This is a genomic window from Bacillus sp. EB106-08-02-XG196 (genome assembly GCF_013396335.1).
In the GTDB taxonomy this organism is placed as follows: domain Bacteria; phylum Bacillota; class Bacilli; order Bacillales; family Cytobacillaceae; genus Neobacillus.
On record NZ_JABWSY010000018.1, the window covers coordinates 44,931 to 69,773 of the forward strand.

Consider the following 24,843-nt stretch of genomic DNA (forward strand, 5'->3'; position numbering starts at 1 on the left):
GAGGTTTGATGTTTATGAGAGTGGGATATCAATTTATACCTCTTGAAAAAAAAGAAATTTCACACACGCAGCTTGTTAGATATGCGGGCGCATCTGGAGATTTCCATCCGCTGCACACAGTTGTTCCATATGCAGAAAAAGCTGGATTTGGTGATGTAATTGCACATGGAATGATGGTTATGGGGTTTATTGGTCAAGCAATTGGAAACTGGTTTTCATCAAATGAACTTGCAAAATTTTGGGTCCGTTTTCAATCGATAACCAGACCAGGTGAAAAAATTACGGTTAAGGGCTGTATTATAGATGAAGCAGAGGACAGATGGATCTGTGAAGCAACTGCAAGTAACGAAGATGGTGAGGTTAAAGTGAAAGCAAAATTTGAAGTGAAAAAATTACAGAAAGATAGAGAACATTTTGTAGAATAATGTTCTCCTAAACTTGGAGAATTAGATTAACGATGGAAGGAGGAACGAACATGAAAGCAATGATCTTAAAGGATAAAGTTAAACCAGGTACAAAAATGGCTGAGCTGTTTTATGAAGATATTGAAGTACCAAAACCAGGTCCAAATGAAGTTCTAATTCGCTTAATTACAGCAGCTATAAACAGGCGTGATGTATTTATACGACTAGGGCTTTACCCAAACATTCAAGTTCCTTCGATTATCGGATCAGATGGGGCTGGAATCATTGTGGAATTAGGGGAGGAAGTTAAAGGATTTAATTTAGGAGACGAAGTAGTCATTAACCCAACAATCAATTGGGGAGACAATCCTGTTGTCCATGGTCCATCATTTTCAGTTTTAGGTTTGCCATTGGATGGAACTTACTCTCAATATATTAAAATACCATCAGAAAATGTCTTTCCAAAACCTAGAAATTTATCCTGGGAAGAGACTGCAGCTATCCCCTTGGCAGGGATAACGGCCTATCGCGCAATAGTTTCTAAAGGGAAAGTTAAGAAAGGTGATAGTGTTATAATTCCGGGTATTGGGGGTGGCGTGGCAACTTTTGCATTGCAAATTGCTGTGGCAAAGGGTGCGAATGTATTTGTTACTTCTAGCAGTGACGAAAAGCTAGAAAAAGCTATAAAGCTCGGTGCGGCCGGAGGGATAAACTATCGTTCTGAAGACTGGGTGAAAAAATTGAAAGTAATGTCTGGTGGGGCTGATCTATCTGTTGATAGCATTGGAGGAGAGACATTTAATGAATTAATTAGTCTTGCTAATCCTGGCAGCAGAATTGTTTCTTTGGGAGCAACATTAGGTCCGGTAAGTAATCTTGTTATGCCACGTATATTTATGAAACAGCTAACGATTATGGGCACCATGATGGGGAATCCTGGAGAATTTGCCGCAATGTTAAAGTTATATGAGTGTAACAATTTAAAACCTTCACTAGATATCGTTTACCCCTTAGAAGAGGTTGATTTAGCACATAAAAGAATGTACGATGGAAAACAATTTGGAAAAATCATTTTAAATATCCCCTCATAATTTTGCAGATAAATTAATGAAACTTCACTAGATTCTATTGCAAGAAAATAATAAGGAAACTATTTTTTATAATAGTTTAAATTTTCTAAAAAATAATTGACCAGAAGATACTAGATGAATTATACTAACCTCATGTTAAGAAAAAAAATCACGCATCAAAAATTGAACGGTGATTTAAAAAGGAGGGTTTTAGTTCTACTAGTATTTCTACTTAGTATTTCCTTTCATCACGATAACCCAAATAAGTTAAAAATTTCACCTCTTTGAATTAGTAATAAATCCACCATACGAATTACATCCACAGTAATAAAGTTTCCTGAAAGCGCTTCAAATGTTGTGTTCTTCAAAGAAATTTTACTTCCTAATCCAAAATGAATAGAGGAGGATCATGAATGATTAAGAAAAATATTGTTTGGTTACTAATTGTAACTCTTCTTCTCTTAACTGCATGTGGAGCTGGAGGGAGTCAAGGGTCAAGTTCCTCTGTAAATACCAGCCAGGGGGTTTCAGAAAAAGAAATAATCGTAGGTCAGATTGGAGCTCAATCTGGGGCTTATGGTGTTTATGACGCTGTTAGACAAGGGTTGCAATCCTACTTCAATTACGTAAACGAAGAGGGGGGCGTAAACGGTAAGAAAATTAAGTTAATTGCTTATGATGATAAGTTTGAGGCAAAAACAACCGTTCAGAATGCGAAGCGCTTGGAAGAAAATGATAAGGTATTCGCATTAGTTGGAAATGTGGGGACTATCCAAACGATGGCGATTGTTCCTTACTTAAAGCAACGAAATCTTCCACTAATAGGAGTAACTTCAGGATCAAAAGTATTATTCAATCCTACTAATCCAAATATCTTTGGTAACGTAGTGAATTATACAGTCGAAATCGATATCCTCGTCGACTATTTAATTAAGGAAAAAGGAGTAAAGAAAATCTTTGTCTCTTATTTAAATAATGACGCAGGTAAAGAAACATTGGATGGCATTGAACGAGCTTTAGAACGTTATCCTGATGTTGAAGTGGTAGGAGAAGGACCTCACCTTCCAACAGATACAGATTTTAGCGGGATTGCTCAGAAAGTAAAAGAATCTAATCCTGACGCAGTTGTAATGGGTTCTGGACCAAGTACTACCGCAAATTTAAAAAAGGAATTGCATAAAATGGGTTTAAAAGATGTACTTTATGCTGCTTCTTCAACGGGCGGAGATGATCCTAACTTATTTAATCTTGTGGGTGAAGATGTTTGGACGGGAACAATTAGCACCACTTCTATTCCTACTCCTGCAGTTTCAGAAGACCCTGACATGAAAACTTTTGTAGATCAATATAAGAAAGATTTTCCGAAGTCGTCAACAAGTGGATTTGCTATGTGGGGATGGGCAATGGGACAAATTTTTGTTGAAGCTGCGAAGCGTAGTGGTGATGAATTAACTCGTGATAATTTGAAAAAACAACTTGAAACCCTTGATAATTGGGAAGGTTCACTTTATCCAGCAATAACCTATACTTCTGACAGCCATTACGGTAATACAACCATCTATATTACAGAGGCAAAAGATGGCAATATCGTACCGATTACAAAACCAATTACTTATGATGTAAAAGAAAGGAAAATTAAATATTAGGAATAATTATTCTATTTTGAAATTGGAGGAGTTTTAAATGCTAAAATCAGAGTTAAAAGAGAAATTTAAATCAGTTCGTGGATATTGGGATGATTCATTAGATGGTTTATTAGATCAAGACCCAGAGTTTTTTGAAGCTTTCTTACAATTTACATCAGTCCCATGGAAGAAAGGTGCACTAGATCCTAAAACGAAAGAGCTTTGCTATTTATCTGTTTATGCTAATGCTTCACACTTATACACAGCAGCAATTAAAACTCACGTTCAAAAGGCCATGCAATTTGGAGCTACAAAAGAAGAAATTTTGGAAGTGTTTCAGCTTATAAGTGTAATAGGGATGCATACTTTTCTTGAAGGTCTCCCTCTTCTTATTGAAGAGATTAATAAGAATGAAGTTATCGATACAGAACTTAATGAACGTAAGAGTAAACTTAAAGAGGAATTTATTAAAGGACGTGGCTATTGGAATGCCTTTTGGGATGGTCTGCTTCTACTAGATGACGAATTCTTTGAAGTTTATATTAAATTCTCTACAATTCCGTGGAAAAAAGGTCCATTAACACCAAAACAAAAAGAATTCATTTATATTGCAGGGGATGCATCTGCTACGCATTTATATACACCTGGGTTAAGAGTTCATGTTCAAAATGCATTAAAATATGGGGCAACAAAAGAGGAAATTCTAGAGGTCTATCAATTAGCGGCTGAAGTAGGAATGGGTACATTTAAAGAAGGTATGCCTATTTTGATTGAAGAATTAGATAGGTTAACAGCTGCAAAATAGAAAATTCGCTAAAAAATAACAATATTCAATTTGAGGAGGCAACATATTGGAGAAAGTTCTAGAAAAAACATTACAAGGTAATTTCTTATTACTGCCAATGAACAATGTGGTCTTTGGAGAAAATTCTGTAGAACAACTGCCTCAACTTCTTGCAATAAATGGAATAAAGAACCCGTATATTATTACGGGGAACACACTAGCAAATAAAACTCCACTTGTTGAAAGGTTAAAGAATATTATCGGTGTTGATAATGTTGCAGGAGTCTATTCGGAATGCAAAGCGCATGTCCCTAAACGAATGGTATTGGATATTGCGGAGGATATGAGAAAGACAAATGCGGATGGCATTATCAGTTTTGGAGGAGGAAGCCCTGTTGATGCCGCAAAAAGTGTAGCAATGGTGCTAGCTGAAGAAATACATTCAATCGAAAAGTTAAATGAGTATCCAATACAATTTAATTATCAAACAGGTGAGTTAACTTTTAGACCGTTATCATCAAAACCACTTCCGCATATTGCGATTACAACAACATTGTCAGCTGGAGAATTTACTCACATCGCAGGCATGACGGATGAAGTAACAAAGGTTAAGGTAGGTGCCATTGATCCGCAGTTAACACCTGTTGCAGTAATACATGATCCTGTATTGACACTTCATACTCCAGATTGGCTCTGGCTTTCCACCGGAATTAGAGCTGTAGATCATGCGGTAGAGTCGATTTGTTCTAATGATCATATGCCATTTACGGATGCACTTGGTAAAGAGGCATTACGATTATTAACCACCTACCTTCCAAAATGTAAAGAAGACCCAACTGATTTAAATGCTAGAAGCTATTGTCAAATGGGTGCATGGTTATCTATTTCTGGACTTGCAAATGTTAATTTAGGGTTAAGCCATGGAATTGGGCATCAACTAGGAGGTAGATGTGGTGTCCCACATGGTGTCACCTCCTGTGTAATGCTTCCTACTGTTATGGAATATAATTTGGATGTAACAAAAGAGAGACAAGCAATGATTGCTAGAGTGATTGGTGCTGCAAACTATGATGAAAATGACGAGATTGCTGCAAGCAAAGCGGCTCCTGCTATAAGAGAATTTATTAAAAACTTAGATTTACCTTGGAGACTCCGAGATACAGTTGTAGAAACAACAGATTTTGATGCATTAGCAAAAGATGCTTTAGAAGACTTTATTGTTGCAACAAATCCTAGAAAAATAAATGGCAGGGAAGATGTCATCGAATTGCTAGAAAAGGCATGGTAATAATTAAAAAGAGAAATTCATAGAAAGATAGGAGGATACTATGTATTACCAAGGAACAGTAGGAGAATTATTAACAGAAAGAGCTGTACAGTACCCTAATAAAATTTATTTGCGCTTTCGCGATGAGACCTTTACCTATAGTCAAGTTGACAAAATCACTAATAGCGTTGCCAACTCTTTAAAAGACCTTGGAATTGTAAAAGGCGACAAAGTGGCAATGTTAATGGATAACAGTAAAGAGTTTGTATTTTCTGCATTTGGTATATTAAAATGTGGTGGAGTAGAGGTACCCATTAATACTGCGCATAAAAAACAATTACTTCAATATCAATTGAATCAATCCGATTCAAAATTCATAATCGTTGAGGAAAAATATTTTGAGGAAGTTAAAAACGTTTTTGACGGTCTTGAAAAAATGGAAAAAATCATTGTTGTTGGCGAGATAAATAATAGTGATAATCTTCCGGTAATTTCCTTTGAAGATCTATTCAATGGTGACTGTAACCCATTAGATATTAAATTACATTATACAGATATTCAATCTATTATGTTTACATCTGGAACTACTGGGCCTTCAAAAGGTGTTTTAGTTACTCATAGACATTGCCTTTTAGTCGCTACTGATTGGTTGAAGGTGAACGCTTATAAAACGGAAGATAGTTTATATACACCACTTCCGCTTTTTCACACGATTGCCCACCAACTTGGTCTAATGGCCACTTTAGTAGCTGGTTCTGAAATATCCATAGTGAAAAAGTTTAGTGCAAGTGGATTCTGGGATGATGTAAGATATTTTAATGCAACAGTTGGTCACGTCATATTCGCTATGATTCCAATTTTATTAAATCAACCTCCCAATATAAATGATAAGAACCATAAGTTGCGATCAGTCTACATAGGACCTTCGGCCTTGTCTGTTCGTTTCGAGGAACGATTTGGTGCAAAGGTAGTTGAAGTTTACGGAGCATCAGAGACAGCCTTTTTGACAAGTTTTGAATATGGGAAATTTAAACCAGGTTCATGTGGAAAAGCAAATGAGAACTATGAACTTAAACTTGTTGATGATTTTGATAATGAAGTGCCAGTGGGTACTGCCGGGGAATTTGTTGTACGCTCTAAAAAACCATATACACTTTCACTAGGATATTATAATATGCCTAAGGAAACTGTAGAAGCTTTTAGAAATCTTTGGTTCCATACTGGTGACTTTGGCTACCGTGATGAAGAAGGATATTATTACTTTGTTGATAGAAAGAAAGATGCGATTCGAAGAAGAGGAGAGAATATATCATCATTTGAAGTTGAGAGCATCATAAATGCACACCCTGCGGTCCTTGAATGTGCAGCCATAGCTGTCCCGTCGGAACTTTCAGAGGACGATGTGAAGATTGTTGTAGTTTTAAAGGAAGGAATGCAAGTAATAGCAGATGAACTCTATCAATATTGCGTGTCTAATATGGCGAAATTCATGGTTCCACGCTATATTGAGTTTGTAAAAGAAATGCCAAAGACCGCTACAGGGAAAATTCAAAAAGTCCAATTGCGTAAGTTTGGAAATAATGGGATTACTTCAGAGACTTGGGATAATGAAAAAATTCTTAAAAAGTAATTAAATCATTGACGAGGGAGGTGGTCTTTAGAAGTTGTTTGTATAACAGCTTTAAAGACACCTCTTTTTTAATCTCTCAAATTTCTTATAAAAAGATAAGTCATTTGTAAAATTATTTGAAAATTGTTATTATTTAGTATAGATGTAATCGGTATCATTATTAGGTACTTGAATAAAAAGGAGATGATAGTTTGTTACCTCTTGAAGGTATACGAGTCCTTGACCTCACAAGGCTTCTTCCTGGGCCCTATTGTACATTATTACTTGCTGATTACGGGGCAGATGTGATAAAGGTGGAAGACCCAAAAATCGGGGATTATGCCCGCTGGTACGAACCAAAGGTAAGCGATGATCAGAGTGCTATGTTTATCTCGCTAAACCGCAATAAACGAAGCATAACCCTTGACCTTAAAGACGAAAAGGATATAGAGGCTTTTATTTCTTTAATCAAAACTGCTGATGTCCTGATTGAATCATTCCGACCTGGGGTTATGGATCGGCTAGGGCTCGGGTTTGAGAAATTAAAGGTACATAATCCAAAACTGATTTATTGTGCGATAACCGGTTATGGTCAATCTGGACCATATGCAAATGAAGCTGGACATGATTTGAATTTCTTGAGCTATTCGGGGCTGTTGCATTTACAAGGAGCTCCAAACGAAAAACCGCTGATTCCATCTGTTCAAATAGGTGATATTGGCGGAGGAGCATTAATGGCGGCAGTCGGAATCTTACTCGCTATAATTGAAGCGAAGAAATCGAACCGAGGTCAATTTGTGGATATCTCCATGCTGGATGGTGCACTTTCATGGATGCATACGATTCTGCCAAACTATTGGACTACTGGTGAAATGCCAAATCGTGGGGAACTGACCTTAAACGGTGGAAAAGCATGCTATGAGATTTATAGAACAAAAGATAATCGGTACATTTCCGTTGGGGCACTTGAATATAAGTTTTGGAAGAACTTTTGTAAGGTAATCGGTAAGGAAGAACTGATAGACCAACTAGATGAACCCCTAGAACAGCAGCGCTTAATAAAGCAGGAAGTTCAAGCAGCCATCCATCAAAAAACATTAACAGAATGGCTCGAGCTTTTTGAGGGTATTGATGCCTGTATCTCTCCAGTCTTAACTCCAGAAGAACTCGCAGATCATCCACAAATTAAACATCGTCAAATGATTGAAGATATCACACATCCAGCGGTGGGAGTAATCAAACAAATAGGAAATCCTATTAAACTATCAAATTCAACTGTTAGCACAAGACGGAATGCTCCCGGTCTCGGGGAACATACAAATGAAATTTTGAAGGAACTAGGTTATTAGAATGAGAAAGGGGATAGGAATATGAGAATACAAGATTCTATTGCTTTGGTAACGGGAGGTGCTTCGGGACTTGGAGAAGCAACAGTCCGAAATATTGTGAAAAATGGCGGGAAAGCTGCCATTTTGGACCTCTCAGAAGAAAGAGGCACCCTTCTAGCTGAAGAATTAGGGGAGAATGCTGTTTTCTTCAAAACAAATGTAACGAGCGAGGAAGATGTTCAAAATGCCATCAATTCTACAATTGCTCAATTTGGCAGCATCAATACTGTGGTGAATTGTGCGGGTATTGCAGTTGCTGAAAAAACAGTAGGCAGAAACCAAGCACATAGTTTTGACAATTTTAAAAAGGTAATTGAAATTAATTTAATTGGCACGTTTAATGTCATTCGCCTTGCTGCTGCCCAAATGGTGAATAATTTGCCAAATCAAGAAGGAGAAAGGGGAGTAATCATTAATACCGCCTCTGTTGCGGCCTTTGACGGTCAAATTGGTCAGGCTGCTTACAGTGCCTCTAAAGGTGGTGTGGTAGGAATGACATTGCCAATTGCACGCGACTTAGCGAAGTCTGGAATTAGAGTCATGACCATCGCACCTGGATTAATTGAAACACCACTTTTTGGTTCATTGTCTGCACAGGCTAAAGCTGCCTTGGAAACGCAGGTTCCATTCCCATCAAGACTTGGACGCCCGTCTGAGTATGCTCAATTAACTCAGTCTATCATCGAAAATGTCATGCTTAATGGGGAAACCATCCGATTAGATGGCGCCATTCGTATGGCTCCAAGATAAATCAAAAATTTTTATCAAAAATTAAATAAATTGGAGGAAGATAAAATGCGTGAAGTTGTGATTGTAGAGGGTGTTCGTACACCGGTTGGAAAAAGAAAAGGGTTATTGAGTTCAGTCCGTCCAGATGAACTGGCAGCAAAGGTATTAAAAGAATTAGTAAATCGTGCTGGTATTTCTCCAGGAATCGTGCAGGACGTAATCTTAGGCTGTGTTTCCCAGGTGGAAGAACAAGGCCTGAATATCGCACGTACGGCAGCATTAATGGCAGACTTTCCGATTCATGTACCAGGCACTACATTAGATCGTCAATGTGGATCTGGCCAGCAAGCGATTCATTTTGCTTCCCAAGCCATTCTCAGTGGAGATATGGATATTGTCATCGCGGGCGGGGTTGAAAGCATGACACGCGTTCCACTTGGAGCTTCACGTCAAAAGTCAGGCTGGAGTGAAACCCTTACTTCTAAATATGAAATGATTCACCAAGGCTTATCTGCGGAAAGAATTGCGGATCAATGGGGATTTACACGCACTCAGTTAGATGAATTTTCAGTTGAAAGCCATAATCGTGCACTAATTGCACAAGAAGAAGGTAGATTTGACAGAGAAATTATGCCTTTAGAGGTAACACTAGAGGACGGAAGTACAGTTGTTCTGAAACAGGATGAAGGACCGCGTAAAGGGTCTACTATTGAAAAATTAGCTACGCTAAATACAGTCTTTAAAGAAGACGGAAAAATCCATGCAGGAAACGCAAGCCAAATGAGTGACGGTGCTGCCGCTGTGCTATTAATGTCACGTGAAAAAGCGGAGGAATTAGGACTTAAACCGCGATTCCGTATTGTTGCACGTTCCGTAGTTGGATCTGATCCAACATTAATGCTGACTGGTCCAATTGAGGCGGCTAGACAGGTTTTAGCAAAAGCTGGGCTGACAATTGAGGATATGGACACCTACGAAGTAAACGAAGCGTTTGCTCCCGTACCTATGTGCTGGTTGGAAGAAATTAAAGCTGATCCGAAGAAATTGAATCCAAATGGAGGAGCCATTGCCCTAGGACACCCACTTGGGGCAACAGGTGCAAAATTGATGATTTCGATGATGCATGAACTAGAAAGAACAGGCGGCCGTTATGGATTACAGGCAATTTGTGAAGGCGGCGGTATGGCAAACGGAACGATTATTGAAAGAATCAGTGAGTGAGAAATAGGTAGGGAATAAGCAGCAAAAGAGTCCATTTTGCTGCTTATTCCTTTTTAAAGATTACAAGAAAATGAGAGAGAGGAGAAGTGTTTTTTGTTAAATGAAATAGGTGTAACACAAGTCACCATCCCGCTGCCTTTTCGGCTAAATCATGTAAATTGCTTTATAGCAGAAGGTACTAGAGGATGGACTATCATCGATGCAGGATTAAATAATGAAGTATCTAGGGATATTTGGGGACCTATCATAGAAAAACATGATGTTACCGATATTATCCTAACACATTACCATCCCGATCATTTTGGGTATGCTGGTTCCCTCCAACAGCTTACAAATGCAGATGTATGGATGTCTGAAATTGACGCAGAGGCTGGATTAACTTATTGGGAACCAGATTCGATAAATGTTGTAAATGACAACTATGACAGGTGCGGCCTTCCTGAAAATTTATCTCAGGTGTTAACGACTGATGAAAAAAGCTTTAACGCGCAAGTAAAACCATATCCAACTATTCAACATTACCTAGAAGAAGGAATGAAAATCGTATTCGGCAAATACGAATATGAAGTTATTTTTACACCGGGACATTCTGATGGGTTAATCACTTTGTTTAATAAAGAGAATAGTATCTTATTTTCAACCGATCATATTTTACCAAGAATTTCACCAAATATTTCATACTGGTTCCGTGGTAATCGAAATCCACTACAATCGTTTATGACATCGTTGGAAAAAATTAAAGCTTTGGACGTTGAATATGTGATTCCTTCTCATGGGAAGCCATTTAGAAATGCCAATCAAAGAATAGAAGAATTAATGGCACACCATCTTGAAAGATTAGCGGAGACATATGATGCTATTAAGCAGCCAGCAACCATCTATGAGGTTAATCAACAGTTATTTCGAAATTTAAATATCCATGAAACTCGCTTTGCTGTTGGGGAAACACTTGCTCACTTGGAGTATTTATATTTAAACCACCAATGTAAAAAATTTCTTCAGGATGGTACATGGTATTATGAGAGTATTTAATATCAAAGGGTGTCCCGAAAATGGACACCCTGCCTATAATCATTATTGTTCTTTGTTCGAGTAAACTGCAATCAACACAACCGCTTTACAATCCCCGATATTTTTCACTGTGTGTGGAACACTTGCATTCCAGCTAAAGGAGTCACCTTCTTCTAAAATAGCAGAATCTTCCCCTTGCTCCGCTAAAACTTTCCCTTCTAGCACTAAATGACATTCTTCCCCTTCATGCGCATGTGCGTCTCCGATAGAAGCTCCTGGTGGAAACTCCACACTCCTTAAGCTCAAACCACCCATAGAAGATATATTCTCAATTTTTAACTGATTAAACGTAGTCGTTGTCCTAGAATCTTTTCTAACGACGCGTAAATGTTGTTTTTTTTCTAATAATAAGTAGGGTAAAGGAATTTCTAAATAGCTGGCAATGGTTTGCAGAGTACTAATAGAGGGAGAGGTGTTATTGTTTTCTACATTACTGATAAATCCTTTTGATAGGCCAGTCCCTTCACACATTTGAGCGATTGTGATTTTTTTTCGATTTCTTATTGCACGAATTTTTGCGCCGATATCCAGTTTGATCACCCTTTATGGTTTCCTAATATAGAACATATTTATATATTAGCAAAAATACTATTGACAATCCACAAGATTCGCTGTTATCCTATAAGCAACAAATGTTCATATTAAAAAACATTTTATTTTTTTGTATATGTGTTTACTAATATGAATCTTTATTAACTATTAAAATACTTAAAGAAAGGAATGAAATATATGAATGCACCTATGATTTATGAGCTTCGCCGTCCAAACAATATCGATCCTGCTAAAAAATATCCTGCGTTGTTTATTATGCATGGAATTGGCAGTAATGAACAAAACATGCTTTCTTTGGTAAATGGGTTAGAAGAACAGTTTTACATTTTTAGTATTCGCGGTCATCTCGCTCAACCGCCAGGGTTTGCTTATTTCACCATTCAAGGATACGGAAAACCACACCGGGAAGTGTTCGATGAAGGTGTAAGTAAGCTCACGGGCTTTATTGATTATGCTTCCGAACAGTATCCGCTTGATACATCTCATTTATACTTGTTAGGTTTTAGTCAAGGTGCGATTTTAGCCATGACGCTAGGCTTAACATTAGGAAGTAAAATAAAAGGAATTGTTGCACTAAGTGGTTACATTCCTGCTTTCGTAAAAGAAGAGTATACGATCAAGCCTGTGGATGAAGTATCACTATTTATCTCACACGGGGAAATGGATCAAGTTCTTCCATTCGAATGGGGACTCACCAATAACGAATATTTCCGTCAATTAGGTGCTAAAGTAACTTTTAACACCTATCCAGAAGGACATAGTGTTTCATTGAAAAACCATCAAGATTTTACAAACTGGTTATTACAAGATATAGAAAACTAATTTATTTAAGGAGAGGTAGAAAAAAGATGAAAAAATTTGAGGCAAGTACATTAATTTTACGTTTAGTATTAGGGGTTACGTTTTTTATCCATGGTTTAGTGAAATTCCAAGGAGGAATTGAAAATATCGTTGGCTGGTTTGATTCCATCGGCTTACCAGGTGTTCTTGCCTATGCTGTTGCTTTGTTAGAAATGGTTGGTGGACTTGCATTATTGGTTGGGTTCGGAAGCAGAATTGTATCAGCATTATTGGTATTATTAATGCTTGGAGCAATTGTCAAAGGGAAATTAGCAGTCGGATTTTTAGGTAATGGTCAAGGGGCTGGCTGGGAATTAGATTTAGCATTACTAGTTATCGCATTATTTATTGCGATTAATGACAGCAAAATGTTCGCTTTAGATAAAGTGCTATTTAAAGGTCAAAAAAACACGCCACAATCACTATAATACAGGAGGGAAAAGTACAATGATGCCATCACTCTTTATCGCTCATGGTGCACCATTGCTTGCGGTTGAAAACAATGAGTATACTCAATTTTTAAATCAACTGGGAAAGTCTTTACCTCGCCCAAAGGCCATTGTTTTATTTTCAGCCCATTGGGAGTCTAGAGCACAAAAAGTAAGCGAAGTAGACCAATATGACACCATTTATGATTTCGGTGGATTCGACCCAGCACTATATACAATTAAATATCCAGCACAAGGTTCAAAGGAAATCTCTAATGAAATAATTGATTTATTCAAAGAAAATGGAATTCCTTTTGATGTAGAATCAAAACGCGGCTTGGATCATGGTGCATGGGTTGTACTTCGTTTACTTTACCCAAATGCAGATGTTCCTGTTATAGCAATGTCTGTTAACCCTGCTCTTACTCCGGAAGAACAATATAAAATTGGAAAATCACTGGCTGCATTGCGTGCTAAAGATGTTTTAATCATTGGCAGCGGAGGAACTGTTCATAATTTGAGAGCCGTGAATTTTGCAGACAATGGACATATTGACCAATGGGCAATAGAGTTTGATGATTGGTTAGCCCATCATCTTCATACTTGGGACACGGATTCATTGTTTAAGTATGATTCACTTGCTCCGAATGCACAATATGCTGTACCTCCATATGGAAACGAACACTTTGTTCCAATTTTTTACGCCATGGGGGCAGCAGATGATAACAAAGAAGCGAAGCTATTACATCGCAGCTACAGATATGGAAACCTAAGCCATAGCGTATGGCAATTTGGTTGATAGTCAAAAATAACACTAACTCAGCGTTAGTGTTATTTTTTTACAAGTTAGAATAATTCTTATCAATTGAAACATATGGAGGATTATTGATATAATTATTCGGGTAATAATATAAGTAATGTATAAAAGTTAATAAGGTGGTAAATATGAATCAAGAGTTTAGAGTGTTATTGTATTATAAATATGTCACGATAGAGAATCCTGAAGAAGTGCAGCAAGAGCATCTTGAGTTTTGTACTGAGTTAGGATTAAAGGGCCGGATTATTATAGCAGCAGAAGGTATAAACGGTACTGTTTCAGGTACACCTGAGCAAACGGACGCCTATATGAAATGGATGGATGAGCACCCTCTATTTGCAGGGACCATCTTTAAAATTGATGAAGCAACTGAACATGCTTTCAAAAAAATGCGTGTGCGTCTAAGAGCAGAGCTTGTTACATTACGTCTAGAAGACGATGTTGATCCTCATGTTACAACAGGAAAGCACTTAAAACCGAAAGAGTTTTTCGAAGCTATGCAAAGAGAAGATACTGTTGTGATTGATGCTCGAAATGACTATGAATACGATTTAGGTCATTTTAGAGGTGCAGTACGCCCGGATATATTAAATTTCCGTGATTTGCCTGACTGGATTAGAGAAAATAAACAAGAATTCGAAGGGAAAAAGATTCTTACTTATTGCACAGGTGGTATTCGTTGTGAAAAATTTTCAGGCTGGCTACTAAATGAAGGCTTTGAAGATGTATCACAATTAGAAGGTGGAATCGTAACGTACGGCAAAGACCCAGAGGTTCAAGGAGAATTATGGGATGGTCAGCTCTATGTGTTTGATAAGCGTATCAGCGTTCCTGTAAATCAAAAGGAGCATGTAGTTGTCGGGAAGGATTATTTCACCGGTGAGCCTTGTGAGCGTTATGTAAACTGTGCAAATCCTGAATGTAACAAAAAGATTCTTTGCTTTGAGGAAAATGAACACCGTCATTTACGGAGCTGTTCTCATGAATGTAGAACACATCCACGAAATCGATATGTTGCTCAGCATGGGTTAACGGAAGAAGAAGTAAATGAAAGATTAATGAACCTACAAGCATAAAAGAAAGGCTGCATACTCAAGATAAGAGTGTGCAGCCTTTTGTTATTTCTTAGCCAAGACATCGCTTGATTTAACTAATTCATCAAATATCACGGTTGTTAAGCTATGAGCGCCCTTGCTGTCGTGGCCAGCTTCCCACAGCATCATACCGCCAAAGCCGTGACCAAGTGCTAGATTTGTCTTCTTTCTAATCGTTTCTACACCATTATAATGATAAGTCGTTCCGTTCATACTTACAGTATCCTTCGCAGCATTTGCGGGATCACTGTTGATAATAGCAGCATAAGAAACCTGCTTAATAGCGGGGTCTTCAGGCTGAGCATAAAAAGGAACACCTAAAACAAGCTTTTCTTTCGGCAGATTGTTTTGATCAAACAAATTAGCCCAATAGTTTACTATTTTCTCCGTAAACGGATAAGGAGATAAATTGGCCGCATTGTAGCCGCCATCCCACTGACCATCATAAGCCATGATATTGACATGATCAACATGCTGGAAAGTTGATGGTTCATAGACGACAAAGCCCATTTCGGTGCCTGTCACCGCATGAATTTTCGCATAAACAGCAATTGATAGTTCTTTACCTTTTGGATGAAGCTGAGCGCTAAGTTCCTTTGCAAATGCTGCCAAGTTTGCTGCATCAGCTTTTGAACGAGGATGTTCGAAATCGATATCGATACCGTCTAGATGTTCACGATCTACCATACTAGTAAGTTCATTCACTAGTTTCGTTCTAGAATCAGGATTGCTGATGGCTGCTTTAAATGGTTCATAGGATTCCCCGCCATTTATATGAAACCAGCCGCCAACCGCTAAGATTACTTTTGTATTGTGTTTGTCAGCTTCCTTAACCATGGCTCGTAAATTATTGATGGCCGAATCGCCATTTAGCAAAATTCCTCCATCGGGTGTTGGATGAGCAAACGAGAAGATTGCGTGTGTTAGTTTGGAATAATCAACCACATTGGGATCACGAAAATCCTGTACATAACCTAATAACACTTTAGATTCCTCTAAACTCTCCTCTGGAATTGCTTTGTGTTCGAGGGTTTTATTTGATTCTGAAGCTTTTTCTATTTTAAGCGGTTGCGACGCTTGTTCTGTTTTATTTTTTGAATATATGACTCCTGTAAATATTCCCCCTGTAAAGGTAAGTAAGATTACCAGGGCTAGGAGGATTTTGCTTTTTTTCATAGATTGTTTTCCTCCCTATTATTCTCATACTTTAAAATTGTATCAAAAAAAGAGGGGAAGGAGAGATGGTAATATCCGCCTTGCAAATAATTGGAAAACTTGAAACCAAATTTATTGTTAATTAAGCTCAAATATTGTCTAATGGTAGTAAGACTTCTAGTGTAAAGGAGATTCACTTCTGTGTGGGCTGTTGGAGTAGGAATTATCTTACTATATAATTTATTGATTTTTTATATTGGTTACAATATTTGGGTATGGTTAAAAAACATTAGTGGAGATCGAAAGAGTATAAAAATAATATTCTGGGTTGTCCTTGTTATTTTTGCTTATTCTTTTGTTTTTTCACGATGGTTAGATGAGAGTTTATTTTTTACTTGGCTTGGTGCAGCGTGGCTGTCGTTATTTTACTTTTTAATATTGCTGCTTCCCTTAGCCAATTTAGCGGTTTTTTTAAGAAGATATACAAAAATACAGAAAGAAAAGTTTGTTAAAAGGACAGGATACACCGTACTTGTTGTGATTGTTTGCTCTTTCTTTTTTGGAATATTTAATGCTTACAGTCCTAAAGCGAAAACATATCAGATTAATATCCCGAAACAGGTTGAAGGGAAACAAAGCTTGAATATTATTATGGCTTCTGATATGCATTTTGGGGATTTATCCGGCAGCGGTCAGGCAAAAAAATTAGTTGAGTATATTAATTCACAAAAACCTGATATCGTCCTCTTTCCAGGGGATATTATCGATGACGATATCACACCTTTTCTTAAAGAAGGTATTCCAGAGATTCTAAAACAAATACAAGCGCCTGTGTATGCTTCCTTAGGAAATCATGATCGTGATGATGTAGATTTAGTGAAGATTTTTAATAATAGTGGAATGAAGGTATTAGATGATGATGTGCTGAACCTTCCTGAAGGGATCGTCCTTGTCGGCAGAAAAGACCGGGGATATCAGGATGTTGTTAGAGCTGAGCTTCCTGCATTAATGAAGCAGGTCGATGTTAAAAAACCCGTATTCCTTCTTGAACATCAGCCTTATGATTTAGATATCGCTGAAAAAAATGGAGTGGATCTGATTCTATCTGGCCATACACATCGAGGACAGGTGGCACCTGGAAATCTGATTACGAATATGATTTTTGAAAATGATTGGGGCTATCTGAAGAGAGGGGAGCTGCAATCTATAGTCTCCTCGGGTTATGGTGTATGGGGACTGCCTATCCGAATTGGAACACGATCAGAAATTGTTCAAATTAACGTTACGTTTAATCCCTCAAGATAAAAATTGTAGGAATCCACCTGTTTCAGGTGGATTTTTTTACATTTAGATATAAAAGACAAACTGACAGTGTTTTTTTATTCTCTATTTGAATAATATTTATTGATGACTACAAATTTTATAAAATCGCTTTATTGCCATAAAGGAGAGAAGCAAATGGAAAAACTTACCCCTTCTGAGGTGCAGAAAAAGTTATCCTCCGTTCCAAACTGGAGATTAACGGATGAAAAATGGATTGAACGAAAGTATCGTTTTCGCGACTATTTAAAAGGAATAGATTTTGTAAACCTTGTTGCAAATCTATCTGAGCAGGTTAACCACCATCCATTTATTTCAATAGACTATAAGGTCGTTACTTTAAGGATTTCCTCATGGAATGCAAGGGGTTTAACCGCATTGGATTTTGATTTAGCAACAAAGTATGATGAGTATTATTTACAAATGAAAGGTTAATTTCCTTCTAAGGGAGAGATTTCTAAATGGGAGAAGTAAAGAAAGTTCCAAGACACCTACAAAAATACGTAGTTGATCAACAATATGAAAAATATACTCCGATTGATCATGCAGTATGGCGTTATGTGATGAGACAAAACCATAACTATTTAAAGGATACTGCCCATCAAGCATATGTTGGCGGGTTAAAGGCTTCAGGGATATCCGTAGAGAAAATACCCAATGTAATGGATATGAACAAAGCGTTAAAACCCTTCGGTTGGGGGGCTGCCAATATTGATGGTTTTATACCAGGCGTTATTTTTTTCGACTTTCAGGCACATGGTATCCTGCCGATTGCCTCAGACATTCGTAAACTAGAAAACATTCAATATACACCAGCACCAGATATCATCCATGAAGCAGCAGGTCACGCACCAATCCTTTGTGAAGAGAAGTTCTCTGAATATGTAAAGCTATTTGGACAAATTGGATCAAAAGCATTGGCCACAAGTGAGGAGCATGAATTATTTGAAGCAGTGCGTACCTATTCGAATTTATTAGAAAGTGGAAAAGCAACAAAAGAAGAAATCAAAGAAGCTAAAGCCAACTTTGAAGAAAAACAGTCAGCTGTAACGGAATTATCAGAAGCGGAACAAATATCACGTTTATATTGGTGGACGGTTGAATACGGCCTAATTGGCAGTGTCAACCAGCCACAAATCTATGGTGCTGGACTGCTTTCTTCTGTATCGGAAGGAAGAAGCAGCTTAACAGCTTCAGTTAAGAAACTACCATTTAACCTGCAACACGTTATTGAAACAGGCTTTGATATTACCAAACCACAGCCACAGCTTTTTGTTTGTGACAGCTTTGATCAATTAATCGATGCTGTGAATAAATTTTCGGAAACCATGGCCTTTAAAGTTGGAGGGACAGAGGGCTTAGAGAAAGCACTTCGTTCGAATCATACGGCTACGATTCAATATAGCTCAGGGCTGCAGCTAACCGGTACATTACGTAACATCATAAAGGATGAAAAAGGTGAAGCGATATACATCCAAACAGAGGGTCCATCAGCATTGGCATATAACAATACTGAATTGAAAGGACACGGTAAAACGACACACCACGATGGCTTTGGAGCACCAATTGGAGGAATCGTAAACGTGATAAAACCTCTTGAGAAGCTTACTGATGCCGAGCTTGGAGAAATTGGAATAGAGATTGGAAAAGACTGTACCCTTGAGTATGAGAGTGGAGTTAAGGTAGTGGGAGCTCCAGTACATTGGATTCGAAAAGAAGACAATCTCCTACTCATCTCTTTTAGAGACTGTAAGGTTTCCTTCGCTGATCAAACTTTATTCCAGCCCGAATGGGGTACGTACGATTTGGCGGTTGGAGAGAAAATTTCTTCTGTTTTTGCTGGAGCAGCGGACTCTGATCAATTTTATGTGGGTTTGGAAGAAGTAGAAAAGAAACCGCAGGCTAAAAGAGAATTATCTCAGCTGGAACAATTGTATGGGAAAGTTAGAAATATCCGTGAAAATGCTGTTCCTGACATTGAAGTTGTTTTAACAGAAGTGATTGAAAAATTAACAAAAGATTATCAGGAAGATTGGTTATTAAGGATTGAGGTAATGGAGTTATTGGTGAAAAATAATCTGTTGCCAGATAAACAGTTGTTGCTCAAAGAACAGCTTGAAGAGATAAAGCTTATACATGACGAATACCCTGTGTTAATTGAGAGAGGGCTTATGTTAACAAAGGTCATGACAGAATAAAAATTAACAACCTTCCGCCCATTGAATATACTTATAAAAGGTTGAATCGATGGGCGGTAAATTCTATGGAGAATCAACTAAAAGAGCTTTTCGGAGCCTGGATCCAAGCTGTCGGCTCAGTGATTTCTGCGATTGCCCAAACAAAGGAAACTATTAATGCAAACAAAAAAGAAATATAATAGGTGACAAGTGATAAGTGGAATGAAGGAAGGGCAAACTGTAGTAAAAAGAAGGTTAAATTTAGGTGAAATGTAATGAAATTACTATGTATAGATGGCGGTGGAATTCGAGGTATTTTTGCTATAGCCATTTTACAAGCATTGGAAGAAGAAGTGGGTCATCCAGTTGGAGAACTATTTGATGTAGTGGCTGGTACAAGTACTGGGGCAATAATCGCCGCTTCTGTTTCGCTAAATAAAAATATGAAGGAAGTATATGAAAGTTACAAGTACTATGGTGAAAAGATTTTTACTAGACAGGCAAAGGTTGGGCTTTTCAAAAGTGTCTATAGTGACCGATCACTAAGACACCTTTTAAAAAAAGCATTTGGTGAAGTGGAAATGGAGGATATTCCCAAACCGCTTCTTATTCCAGCAGTGGACATTACTCATGGAAAACCGTTTATTCACCGCTCAAACTATGGTCATCCCGAAAGTGAAGATTTGTCGATTAAACTTTGGGATGCTGTCCTTTCATCCTGCTCAGCACCTGTTTATTTTCCTCCGAACAAAATAGGTGATCAATATTTATCCATTGATGGCGGTTTATGGGCGAATAATCCTTCATTAGTAGGCCTTACCGAATCTATTCATTATTTTAAAAAAACTATGGATGAAATAAACATATTATCGATTGGAACAGGATTACAAACTATTGATTTTACAAACGACAATGAAAAGTATTGGGGGATAAGACAATGGCTCCCATTCCATTTCCCATCAATGAAGGTAACACCGAAACTTCTTGATTTAGCTCTTCATTTGTCCTCAGAATCTGTATCCTATCATTGCCAGCTGCTACTAAGGGATCAATACCTGCGTATAAATGAAGAATTGGGAAAGGAAGTTCCTTTTGATGAGATAAAGTATATGGATTTACTAAGTGACTTAGGAAGAAGTGTTTTTCAAAAGCAGAAAGATGAAATCCTTTCGTTTATAGGAAAGTAGAGGTGAAGGTAATGTATAAATTGTTGTCTCATAATGATCTTGATGGTGTGTGATGTGGAATTCTAGCAAAACTAGCATTTGGTGAAGATGTAAAGGTTCGCTACAATTCCATTTCTGGTTTAAATCGAGAGGTAGAATGGTTTTTCGATAACGAGGATAAAAATACTTTTTTGTTTATTACCGATTTGTCTGTTAATGAAAAAAATGAACAGCGGATTAATGAGTTTTATCAAAATGGTGGAAAAGTACAGTTAATAGATCATCATAAAACCGCACTGCATTACAATGACTATCCATGGGGTCATGTGGTTGTCGAGGACGAGGAAGGAAAATTAACATCAGCAACCTCACTTTTGTATCATTATCTTATTTCCCATCAGCACATTGAAGTGTCAGACGCCATAACTGAATTTGTCGAGCTAGTGAGACAATATGATACGTGGGAGTGGGAAAAAAATGAAAATCACGACGCCCAACGTCTGAATGCTTTATTTTTCCTTGTCTCAATGGATGAATTTGAGGAAAAAATGATCACACGGCTTCAGACAAGTGAACACTTTCACTTTGATGAGTTTGAAAAGAAAATATTAGATATAGAAGAGGATAAAATTGATCGCTATATTCGCAGGAAAAGGAGAGAGCTGGTTCAGACAGAAATAGATGGACTTTATGCAGGTGTGGTCTACGCTGAATCCTATCACTCAGAGCTAGGGAATGAATTGGGGAAAGAATACCCTCATCTTGATTACATAGCGATATTAAATATTGGCGGAAAACGAATGGGTTTTCGAACTATACATGATCATGTGGATGTTTCCGCTGTGGCAGGGCAATATGGAGGAGGCGGACATGCAAAGGCATCTGGGTGCTCATTAACCGAAGGAGCCTATAAAAACTTTGTGACTGAAACCTTTCATTTAGAACCAGTTCCGGAAGATGCCAGACGAAATCGCTATAACCTGAAAGACTCCTCTTTTGGCACTCTGTATAAAAATAGAAGGGAAGATATCTACCTGCTCTATCAGTTTAATGACCAGGAATGGGCAATTGAACGAAATCAAAATAGAATAGAGCAAACCTTTGCTAATTTTGAAGATGGGGAAAGTTACTTAAAAAGAAATTATGAAGTCTGGCTAGTAAAAGACGATGATTTTGTTAAGTACCTCATGAAAGAGGTAAGAGAAAATAAGAACTAAAAAGCCCCACATTAGAACAAATGTTCTAATGTGGGGCTTTTTAAAAGAATATTATTGTTTCAGTTGATTTAAATCCGTGATGCATTCCTGTACCAGTGTAACCGCCTGACTCATGGCAGCTCCGCCGCCAAATGCCGCCGTTACTCCTACAGCTTCAAGAATTTCCTGTTCTGAACAGCCTTGATCAAGACAACCCTTTGTATGGTAGATGATACAATATTCATCCTGAGTATATAAGCTAATTCCTAATGCAATTAATTGTTTTTCACGCTGTGATAAAGCACCTTCCTTAAAGCATTCTTCTGTAAAAGCATTGAAGTGTCTAGCAAATTCAGGCATTTTCTGAGTAAATACACCTAAGCCTGCTTTATACTCGTGAAGGGCTGCCTCAGTACTATTTCTAGCTTCAAATTCCATCATTATGTTCAGCTCCATTTCTAATTATCATGAATCCAAAATTAGTATGAGCAAACAAAGAAGGGATTAACCAACATTAAAAGTTGTTGTGGTAGTTTTTAAAATAGGCTGTTAAGGAGCAAGGGGGTCTTTCCATTTCAGGTACAAAGGCACTAAGCTTCGTTAAAAAATAACAGGACTCAGGAAAATGGTGCTCTAAGAACCGAATCGTTGTTGCATTTAAAACTTCTTTTCCTTTATATAGTGTAATGACGTTCTCCACTAATAGGTTAAATGCTAGGACAGTACTACTGACTTCACGCGCAAAGGCAATTTGTATAGGAAAGTGGGGAGGCATAAACCGTAAATAACCTTTTATCGCATCATTTTTTAACATATGTGCAGAAAAAAGTTTACTCAGTGTGTTCACTTTTTCATGAAGAATAAGCTCTATACCATCAAGACCTCGATTTAATAATGCAGCGTGGCCAATCTGATCTTCTAGCCATAGGTCCAATAAATCCACTAAAGGCAGGGGAGGATAATCTGTTCCATTCATGTAGTACTGTAGAATCCTTAAATATTCACCGTTTTCATTTAATGTCCCGTTAAAATACGTTGGGGTTATGTTAATGAGTATTTTATTATTTAATTGCAGGTTAAGGAGCTTTCCTTCAAACCGGTAATAATCATAGGAAACCAGAGCGGATAATTTGGAGAATTCAACCAATTCCTGAGATCCTACATGACTCGGTTTTGGAATTTGCTCTAGTCGGTTTCTTACCTCTGCAAATCTTCCAATATAGTCTACGGCTTCTTTCACAAGGTTTACCTCTACTGGTGACAAATAATCCCTTATAAAAATGGCATGATCTAAAAGTATATTTACCCAAAAATAATGCTCTTCCCATGGAGTAAATGGATTTAAGTTTTTCACCGATAACCTCCTGTATATAAGTTCTTTTATTCCATTTATAAGTTATTAAGCAAATTTCTATAAAATGAATAAATTACCATTGTTAGCAAAAAATAAAAGAAAAAGATGGGGCGGATGCGAATGCGCAAAGATCGCAATCGCTTTTTGAAGGACTTCAAGCTGCAGAAGTTACAAAAAGGAAATACTGATTTGAAGGATGCACCAATAGTAGGTGTCGATTCAATCTATCAGCAATTTATATCCAAGTTTAACAGTAGTTCTGATTTATGTGTCACAGAGTTTCCACATCTAACAGTAAAAATTTATTACTTTAGCTATTTGATTAATAAAGACCAGTATGAGCAATTTCTAGCAACCATTCGAAATATCACACTAGAAGAGTTACAGACCTTTTTAAATCATTCCGGATTTAAGGAACTTTCAGATATAAATTCGGTTGAAGAAGCGATATTATCTGGCAATGGAATACTATTTACTGAAAAACATGCATATGAGCTCCCTTTTATTGAAGATACAGGTCGTGCTATTGCACCTTCTGAAACGGAATCTGTTATTCTAGGTGCGCATGACGCATTTGTTGAATCAATTGATGTTAATTTATCACTGATTCGAAAAAGAGTGATGAGTTCACAACTTAAGACAATCAAATTACACGTAGGAAATAAGGCGAAAAGGAAGGTTTATTTACTATATATCGAAGGTGAAGCATCCGATGATGATATAGAAGAAATTAAAAAACGAATTCTTTCAATAAAAAACGATGCAATTGTAGATACGAATATGCTCGTTCAATATATTGATGAACATCCTAATTCACCATTTCCACAATTTTATACAACAGAGAGACCAGATGTAATTGCGTATAAATTGTTTGATGGAAAAATTGCAGGCTTAATGGATAATAGCCCGTTTGCTTTTTGCACTCCTGTAAGTTTTTTTGATTTTATGGAATCAATGGATGATTTCGGGCAAAGATGGATTGTCAGTACTTTTATTAAGGTTACACGGTATATCGCCATTTTAGTTACCCTGATATTTACGGCCTTCTATGTAGCGGTTACAACTTATCACTACGAAATGATTCCGCAGGCATTACTTCCAACACTGCTGGAGTCGCGGAGTAAAGTTCCATTTCCACCTGTGATTGAAGCTCTTTTTTTGGAATTCCTGTTAGAGCTGTTGAGAGAAGCAGGAGCTAGGCTTCCTACAAAAGTTGGACAGACAATCGGTATTGTTGGCGGTATTGTAATCGGGCAGGCAGCTGTGCAGGCAGGGATTACCAGCAATATCCTCATTATTGTGGTAGCGGCTTCTGCCATCGCGTCATTTGTGGTACCCAGTTATTTATTAAGTACATCGATTAGAATTGTGCGTTTTGGGTTTATTATACTTTCAGGATTTTGGGGGAACTTAGGGATTATTTTTGGTATGGGGATCTTGATTATCCATTTAAGCTGCCTGACCAATTTAAACTCTCCCTACCTATTACCGATATCGCCTATGTACCCTCGATTTTTTAAATATTCATTAATAAGGGGACCATTTAAAAAAAAAGCTGAAAGGGGTTAACGATATT

24 protein-coding genes are annotated in these 24,843 nt (G+C 37.5%); 20 read left to right on the plus strand and 4 right to left on the minus strand.

Annotation, left to right across the window (positions count from 1 at the left end):
- Positions 1-8: 8 nt before the first annotated feature.
- The 10 genes from MLOOGBEN_RS23785 to MLOOGBEN_RS23830 all read left to right on the plus strand — a co-directional run bounded on the left by MLOOGBEN_RS23785 (position 9) and on the right by MLOOGBEN_RS23830 (position 11,129).
- Complete coding sequence (locus MLOOGBEN_RS23785) at positions 9-425, plus strand: MaoC/PaaZ C-terminal domain-containing protein (RefSeq protein WP_306430768.1); 417 nt, start codon at positions 9-11, stop codon at positions 423-425.
- Positions 426-475: 50 nt separating this feature from the next.
- The gene (locus MLOOGBEN_RS23790; RefSeq protein WP_179160771.1) at positions 476-1,495 is read left to right on the plus strand and encodes a zinc-binding dehydrogenase; all 1,020 of its coding nucleotides are present in this window, start codon (positions 476-478) and stop codon (positions 1,493-1,495) included.
- 392 nt (positions 1,496-1,887) lie between these two features.
- The gene (locus MLOOGBEN_RS23795; protein WP_179160772.1) at positions 1,888-3,120 is read left to right on the plus strand and encodes an ABC transporter substrate-binding protein; all 1,233 of its coding nucleotides are present in this window, start codon (positions 1,888-1,890) and stop codon (positions 3,118-3,120) included.
- A 37-nt stretch (positions 3,121-3,157) separates the two neighbouring features.
- Positions 3,158-3,904: a carboxymuconolactone decarboxylase family protein gene (locus MLOOGBEN_RS23800; RefSeq protein ID WP_179160773.1), complete on the plus strand. Its 747-nt coding sequence runs from the start codon at positions 3,158-3,160 to the stop codon at positions 3,902-3,904.
- Positions 3,905-3,950: 46 nt separating this feature from the next.
- Positions 3,951-5,171, plus strand: coding sequence for an iron-containing alcohol dehydrogenase (locus MLOOGBEN_RS23805; protein ID WP_179160774.1), 1,221 nt, complete (start codon positions 3,951-3,953; stop codon positions 5,169-5,171).
- Between the two features lie 40 nt (positions 5,172-5,211).
- Positions 5,212-6,780 (plus strand): AMP-binding protein, encoded by a 1,569-nt coding sequence (locus tag MLOOGBEN_RS23810; protein ID WP_179160775.1) that lies wholly within the window; start codon positions 5,212-5,214, stop codon positions 6,778-6,780.
- 191 nt (positions 6,781-6,971) lie between these two features.
- On the plus strand, positions 6,972-8,108 hold the full coding sequence (locus MLOOGBEN_RS23815) for a CaiB/BaiF CoA transferase family protein (protein ID WP_179160776.1): 1,137 nt from the start codon (positions 6,972-6,974) through the stop codon (positions 8,106-8,108).
- 21 nt (positions 8,109-8,129) lie between these two features.
- A complete protein-coding gene (locus MLOOGBEN_RS23820; protein WP_179160777.1) occupies positions 8,130-8,897 on the plus strand; it encodes a 3-hydroxyacyl-CoA dehydrogenase in 768 nt (255 codons plus the stop codon).
- Between the two features lie 45 nt (positions 8,898-8,942).
- Positions 8,943-10,097: a thiolase family protein gene (locus MLOOGBEN_RS23825; protein WP_179160778.1), complete on the plus strand. Its 1,155-nt coding sequence runs from the start codon at positions 8,943-8,945 to the stop codon at positions 10,095-10,097.
- A 93-nt stretch (positions 10,098-10,190) separates the two neighbouring features.
- Positions 10,191-11,129 (plus strand): MBL fold metallo-hydrolase, encoded by a 939-nt coding sequence (locus MLOOGBEN_RS23830; RefSeq protein WP_179160779.1) that lies wholly within the window; start codon positions 10,191-10,193, stop codon positions 11,127-11,129.
- Between the two features lie 42 nt (positions 11,130-11,171).
- Here MLOOGBEN_RS23830 and MLOOGBEN_RS23835 read toward each other — a convergent pair whose 3' ends face one another.
- Positions 11,172-11,699, minus strand: coding sequence for a helix-turn-helix domain-containing protein (locus MLOOGBEN_RS23835; protein ID WP_179160856.1), 528 nt, complete (start codon positions 11,697-11,699; stop codon positions 11,172-11,174).
- A gap of 198 nt (positions 11,700-11,897) precedes the next feature.
- On the opposite strand from MLOOGBEN_RS23835, the gene MLOOGBEN_RS23840 reads away from it, so the two are divergent.
- The 4 genes from MLOOGBEN_RS23840 to trhO all read left to right on the plus strand — a co-directional run bounded on the left by MLOOGBEN_RS23840 (position 11,898) and on the right by trhO (position 14,881).
- Entirely contained in the window at positions 11,898-12,542 is a 645-nt protein-coding gene (locus MLOOGBEN_RS23840; RefSeq protein ID WP_179160780.1) for an alpha/beta hydrolase, read from the plus strand.
- 26 nt (positions 12,543-12,568) lie between these two features.
- A complete protein-coding gene (locus MLOOGBEN_RS23845) occupies positions 12,569-12,988 on the plus strand; it encodes a DoxX family protein (protein WP_179160781.1) in 420 nt (139 codons plus the stop codon).
- Between the two features lie 19 nt (positions 12,989-13,007).
- Positions 13,008-13,787 (plus strand): DODA-type extradiol aromatic ring-opening family dioxygenase, encoded by a 780-nt coding sequence (locus MLOOGBEN_RS23850; protein WP_179160782.1) that lies wholly within the window; start codon positions 13,008-13,010, stop codon positions 13,785-13,787.
- A 146-nt stretch (positions 13,788-13,933) separates the two neighbouring features.
- Entirely contained in the window at positions 13,934-14,881 is a 948-nt protein-coding gene (trhO, locus tag MLOOGBEN_RS23855) for an oxygen-dependent tRNA uridine(34) hydroxylase TrhO (RefSeq protein ID WP_179160783.1), read from the plus strand.
- 42 nt (positions 14,882-14,923) lie between these two features.
- On the opposite strand, the gene MLOOGBEN_RS23860 is transcribed toward trhO, so the two are convergent.
- The gene (locus MLOOGBEN_RS23860) at positions 14,924-16,075 is read right to left on the minus strand and encodes a glycoside hydrolase family 18 protein (RefSeq protein ID WP_179160784.1); all 1,152 of its coding nucleotides are present in this window, start codon (positions 16,073-16,075) and stop codon (positions 14,924-14,926) included.
- A gap of 180 nt (positions 16,076-16,255) precedes the next feature.
- On the opposite strand from MLOOGBEN_RS23860, the gene MLOOGBEN_RS23865 reads away from it, so the two are divergent.
- From MLOOGBEN_RS23865 to MLOOGBEN_RS23885, 5 genes are all read left to right on the plus strand, one after another.
- Positions 16,256-17,359: a metallophosphoesterase gene (locus MLOOGBEN_RS23865; RefSeq protein ID WP_179160785.1), complete on the plus strand. Its 1,104-nt coding sequence runs from the start codon at positions 16,256-16,258 to the stop codon at positions 17,357-17,359.
- Positions 17,360-17,512: 153 nt separating this feature from the next.
- Complete coding sequence (locus MLOOGBEN_RS23870) at positions 17,513-17,809, plus strand: 4a-hydroxytetrahydrobiopterin dehydratase (protein ID WP_179160786.1); 297 nt, start codon at positions 17,513-17,515, stop codon at positions 17,807-17,809.
- A gap of 26 nt (positions 17,810-17,835) precedes the next feature.
- Positions 17,836-19,572: an aromatic amino acid hydroxylase gene (locus MLOOGBEN_RS23875; RefSeq protein ID WP_179160787.1), complete on the plus strand. Its 1,737-nt coding sequence runs from the start codon at positions 17,836-17,838 to the stop codon at positions 19,570-19,572.
- A 254-nt stretch (positions 19,573-19,826) separates the two neighbouring features.
- Positions 19,827-20,738: a CBASS cGAMP-activated phospholipase gene (locus tag MLOOGBEN_RS23880; RefSeq protein ID WP_179160788.1), complete on the plus strand. Its 912-nt coding sequence runs from the start codon at positions 19,827-19,829 to the stop codon at positions 20,736-20,738.
- A gap of 59 nt (positions 20,739-20,797) precedes the next feature.
- Positions 20,798-21,934 (plus strand): DHH family phosphoesterase, encoded by a 1,137-nt coding sequence (locus tag MLOOGBEN_RS23885; RefSeq protein ID WP_368737822.1) that lies wholly within the window; start codon positions 20,798-20,800, stop codon positions 21,932-21,934.
- A gap of 51 nt (positions 21,935-21,985) precedes the next feature.
- Here MLOOGBEN_RS23885 and MLOOGBEN_RS23890 read toward each other — a convergent pair whose 3' ends face one another.
- Both MLOOGBEN_RS23890 and MLOOGBEN_RS29760 read right to left on the minus strand, forming a co-directional pair.
- A complete protein-coding gene (locus tag MLOOGBEN_RS23890) occupies positions 21,986-22,351 on the minus strand; it encodes a carboxymuconolactone decarboxylase family protein (protein ID WP_179160857.1) in 366 nt (121 codons plus the stop codon).
- Positions 22,352-22,427: 76 nt separating this feature from the next.
- Positions 22,428-23,267: a DUF2935 domain-containing protein gene (locus MLOOGBEN_RS29760; RefSeq protein ID WP_179160789.1), complete on the minus strand. Its 840-nt coding sequence runs from the start codon at positions 23,265-23,267 to the stop codon at positions 22,428-22,430.
- 120 nt (positions 23,268-23,387) lie between these two features.
- Here MLOOGBEN_RS29760 and MLOOGBEN_RS23900 point away from each other — a divergent pair, with 120 nt between their 5' ends.
- Positions 23,388-24,836, plus strand: coding sequence for a spore germination protein (locus MLOOGBEN_RS23900; protein ID WP_179160790.1), 1,449 nt, complete (start codon positions 23,388-23,390; stop codon positions 24,834-24,836).
- Positions 24,837-24,843 lie beyond the last annotated feature (7 nt).